Origin of the sequence: Streptomyces sp. NPDC012466 (assembly GCF_042955215.1) — a bacterium.
GTDB lineage: Bacteria > Actinomycetota > Actinomycetes > Streptomycetales > Streptomycetaceae > Streptomyces.
In genome coordinates, this window is the sequence record NZ_JBIBEQ010000022.1 from 1 (window position 1) to 4,443 (window position 4,443).

General features: G+C 64.4%; 2 protein-coding genes and 2 pseudogenes. 3 read left to right on the forward strand and 1 reads right to left on the reverse strand.

Annotated elements, in window-relative coordinates:
• Window positions 1–1,490: 1,490 nt before the first annotated feature.
• The 3 genes and pseudogenes from ACFY9E_RS40110 to ACFY9E_RS40120 all read left to right on the forward strand — a co-directional run.
• Window positions 1,491–2,726, forward strand: coding sequence for a S8 family serine peptidase (locus ACFY9E_RS40110; RefSeq protein WP_390993594.1), 1,236 nt, complete (start codon window positions 1,491–1,493; stop codon window positions 2,724–2,726).
• A complete protein-coding gene (locus tag ACFY9E_RS40115; RefSeq protein ID WP_390993596.1) occupies window positions 2,723–2,971 on the forward strand; it encodes a hypothetical protein in 249 nt (82 codons plus the stop codon). The genes ACFY9E_RS40110 and ACFY9E_RS40115 overlap by 4 nt, the downstream gene beginning before the upstream one ends.
• Window positions 2,972–3,267: 296 nt before the next feature.
• Window positions 3,268–3,588, forward strand: a pseudogene (locus ACFY9E_RS40120) (DDE-type integrase/transposase/recombinase); the annotation flags it as partial.
• Here the strand turns inward: ACFY9E_RS40120 and ACFY9E_RS40125 are convergent.
• Window positions 3,576–3,982, reverse strand: a pseudogene (locus ACFY9E_RS40125) (IS6 family transposase); the annotation flags it as partial. The pseudogenes ACFY9E_RS40120 and ACFY9E_RS40125 overlap by 13 nt on opposite strands.
• Window positions 3,983–4,443 lie beyond the last annotated feature (461 nt).

Genomic DNA, 4,443 nt, shown 5'->3' on the forward strand with positions numbered 1-4,443 from the left:
GCTGCGCGATGGGCAAGCGAACACCCGCGCTGCGCGCGGGTGTTGCGCTCCCGCTCCGCGTGAGCGCTGCTGCTCGCTGCGCGAGCAGCCCACCGCCCCGGCTGCGCCGGGGCGGTGACGCTCCGTCCGCTGCGCTCCCGGAGCTCCGGGGCCTGCGGCCCCGCAGGGGCGGCCTCCGCTGCGCTCCAGCCACCCCCGTGGCGCGGTGCGCCACACAGGCCGGCCCCGCTGCGCGGTGCGGCCAACGGGCCTACGTCCCGGGCAGCGAGGAGAGAGGGTGGCCGGGGTTGGTGCCCCCGCATCACGTGATGCGGGGTGTGGTATTGGCCGTGAGTCGAGCCATATGCTGCTGTGCTTCAGAAAGCTGTAATGGATAGAGTCTGGAAAGATCTCCTATCCCTGGTGTGTTGCGAGAGGCGCTGAACCTGATTTGCTCGCAGAGGCGGAGCCCTTCACCGGATTGGTGTCGCGAAATTTACAGACAGGGATGCATGGCCTGGTGAGATCTGATGGCTGTTGTAGCTGACCGCAGGCATGGTTTGTGACTCACGTCTGTTTCACAAGTATGGCTCGGGTGTAGAGCAGATGGAATCCATGCTGTAATCAATAGACGCCATGTCTGTCCCTCTTACCATCGGCAGGTAATGACCTGGACTTGCTGGGGACTTCTCCGATTTCCCGTTGTTGCGCTCGATTCAGCCACGCCAGATCAGGGTGACCGCGAAAAGGATCCCTAATCGCAGCGGCAATGGTTTCGATCCACGCCCGCATGCGTACGTTCCGCATCATCATGACGACCCCTGGTGACGGCGTTCTTTTCGCGATTTCCCTCTTCGCTACCATTGGGTGACATGACTCGACAAGCGTCAAGTCGCCCCGCACTGATGACCGCTGTGGTTTCTCTTTCAGATTTTGCTGCGTCAACAACCTTCGGTGAAAGTTGAGTTGCAGCGCGATCAGTCCGGGCGGAGGATGGTGATATCGAGCAAACACAACACTCATGGAATGATCTCCGGAAGGAGGCTGCTGTTGGGTGTGCGGACGGTCCGTTCATGTCCGTCTCCCTCGGTGAGTTTCTGGTCTGTCACCCGAACCGTAGAGATCCGGTGATTCCGGTCGAAATAGACTTGATGAGGTCGACCAGATCAGACAATTCACCGTTACTGGCGATACTGACAGGGCCGCTGTCAACTCCCGTGCAAAAAGCGGCAGACAGCATCATCGAATCGGCTGACGCTTCATCATGTTGCGGGCCCCTGCGGGGACAGCCCCGCAGGCGACGACTCGCGCGTCGATACGCGATCAGACCGCCACCATCTCTTGAGCCTGGCACTGTGTGCGCCCAATGCGTGTCCACTGGCCGGGTAGATGCACAGAAAGCGGAAAATTCCATGGCGAACGTACCCTTGGACAGGCACGCCTTCGGCGCACAGCCGCCCTCAGCCAATGGGACATCGTTGGGACGGGGCGCTGAGTACACCGGTCGGTACGTGGTCCTGCTCGACCCAAGCAACCAGGAAAGCGGGCTGAACGCACTGCGTTCCGCCGCCGACATCGCGCCCGTAGAGAGGGTGAGCGGAGCCGAGACCACCAACGTCGCCGAACTCCTCGAGAATCCCAACGCATCGGTGCACTTCGAAGAACTCGCCGCCGCCGTTGTCGAAGTGCGGGCCGACCAGCGCCACGCGCTGGTGACCACGGCCGAAGCCGATCCGTCGATCATCGCGGCCGAACCGGAACGCATGGTCTACGCCTCGGTGATCACCGCCCCGCAGCAGGCACCGACCGAGTTCTTCCCGGCTCACCGCAGTGACGAGGAAACGGTCGAACGCCATACCAAGGCCGAGATGGCCATTGCCCAGGGCCCGGCCCTCGACGAGCAGCAGTGGACCTGGGGCCTCCAGGCGATCCGGGCCAACCTGTCCAGCCTGACCGGACGCGGCGTGAAGATCGCCGTCCTCGACACCGGTGTGGACACCGACCACCCGGACCTGGTCGGAAAGATCGAGGACACGGCTTCCTTCGTGCTCGGTGAGACCGTCGAGGACGGTCACGGCCACGGCACGCACTGCATCGGCACCGCCGCCGGCCCGGCCAGCCCCCAGCAGGGGCCCCGGTACGCCGTGGCGACCGAGGCTCGGGTACTCGCCGGGAAGGTGCTCAGCAATGCGGGCAGTGGGACCGACGGCCAGATCCTGGCGGGTATGGCCTGGGCTATCGCCCGCGGTGCACGGGTGATCTCCATGTCGCTCGGTGCTCCCGTCGAGCCAGGTGAGCTCTTCCCCCAGACGTACGAGCAGCTGGCCCAGCACGCGCTCCAGCAAGGGACCCTGATCGTCGCCGCCGCGGGCAACGAAAGCCGACGCCCTCAGTCCATCCGACCTGTGGGCCGTCCCGCCAACTGCCCCTCCATCCTCGCGGTGGCCTCGCTGGACCAGTCGCTCACTACATCATTCTTTTCCTGCAGCGCCATCAACGGCGCCGGCGGTGAAATCAACATCGCCGCGCCCGGCAGGGACGTTCACTCAGCCGCACTCGGTGGCGGATACAAGTCGATGTCGGGTACCAGCATGGCCACGCCACACGTCGCGGGTGTCGTCGCACTGCTCGCCGAGGCCAACCCCAATGCCAGCGCGGACGGCCTCAAGGCCAGTCTCCTGTCCGCTGCGTTCCCCCTGACGCAGCCCGTCGAGGATGTCGGCTCGGGTCTGCTCCAAGCCCCGTGAACAAGTCTTCGCAATTCGAACCGGTCGGAGTGATCCTCGCGGTCGATCCCGACCGGTTCGCCGAAGTGATCGAGGCCACGCGACAGGCCGGCCTGACCGTCACAGGTGAGCAACCGATCCTCGGTACGCTGTCCGGAACCATCGCCGAGGACCGGATCCTTGCTCTGAAGGAGGTCGCCGGCGTCGTGGCCGTGGACCGGGACCGCACCATCCGCCTCCCCCCACCCGACTCCCCGATACAGTAAGGCCGCATGGCCGGGCGCGTGGCTTCTCGCGGGTACCGGTTCGCGCCTCGGTGAGGGCCCTTGTCAACGCGCAGGTCAGTGGATCGAGGAACGTCAGCACGGAGGCGTCCTCTTCGTTCAGCGGGACGGGGGGCAAAAGGGCCGCCGGACGGTGCGTTCGGTTGCTGTCACGTTGTCGGATGCGTGGGATCTTGAGCGCCATGCTTGTTTAGGGCGCTGTCACGTTGTTGCGGGGGGGTAGTTGTCCGATGGTGTGTTGCGGCGTGGTGGAGCCCGGTTCCGGGCCGGTGCCGGGGGTGGTCGTCACCGACAAGCTCCGCTCCTACGGAGCGGCCCACCGCGAGGTCATGCCCTTCGTCGAGCACCGCTCCCACAAGGGCCTGGACAACAGGGCGGAAAACAGCCACCAGCCAACCAGGCAGCGCGAACGCGCTATGAAGGGCTTCCACAGCACCGGCGGGGCCCAGCGGTTCCTCTCCGCATTCAGCGGCATTTCACCCCACTTCCGGCCCCGCCGCCATCTGATGCCCGCATACGACTACCGAGCCGATATGACCGTCCGCTTCGCCATCTGGGAGCACATCACCGGAGTCTTCGGCCTCTCCACCACGGCCTGAGCACAGCTGCGAATCTTCTTGAGGAGCCTGCGGAAGAAACGCATGGCCGCGTCCTTGTCCCGCCGGCTCTGCATGAGGATGTCGAGCACCATCCCGTTCTGGTCGACGGCCCGCCACAGGTACTGCAACCGTCCGTTGATCTTGATGAAGACCTCGTCCAGGTGCCACTTGTCCCCGGGCTGGGGCTGCCAGCGGCGCAACGCGTTGGCGTGAATCGCCCGAACTTCGCGCACCAGCGGCGGATCGTCTCGTAGGAGACGACGACCCCGCGCTCGAGCATGAGCTCCTGGACCTCGCGGAACGACAGCGGGAAACGGAAATACAGCCACACACAGTGGGAGACGACCTCGACCGGGTACCGGTGCCCCTTGTACGACGGCGACGCGCTCCCCATGGACGGCCCTCCCCAGGCTGAACAACCCGAAGATGATCTCACCGGTCAGAGCCAACGTGATAGTGCCGTTCGCTTGGTGGAAAACCCATCTACCAGGGGCTTTACCATGCTGTCAGCCCAACTGCCAAGCCTAGCACTCAAGTTGGCAAGGGCTAATTCTATTGGATACCTATTCGTAGACTCCGAGGCACCTCACTTCGAACTTCGAGTTGTGCGGTGGCGGGTGCGCGGGACCATGGTGGTAGGAGCCCCGACGGTCACCCGGAGGATGCCATGGCGTGGAACGCTGATTTCTTCCCCCTTCCTGGCGGAGCCGTGTTCGATCGCGACAAGCAGGATGTGACCGTGGTGTCACGGTTCCCGGGCCAGCTGGACGTGTTCGTCATCGGATTCGACAACCGCGTCTGGACGACCTTCTGGAACGAGCACACCGGCTGGAACGCCGACTTCTTCCCCCTGCG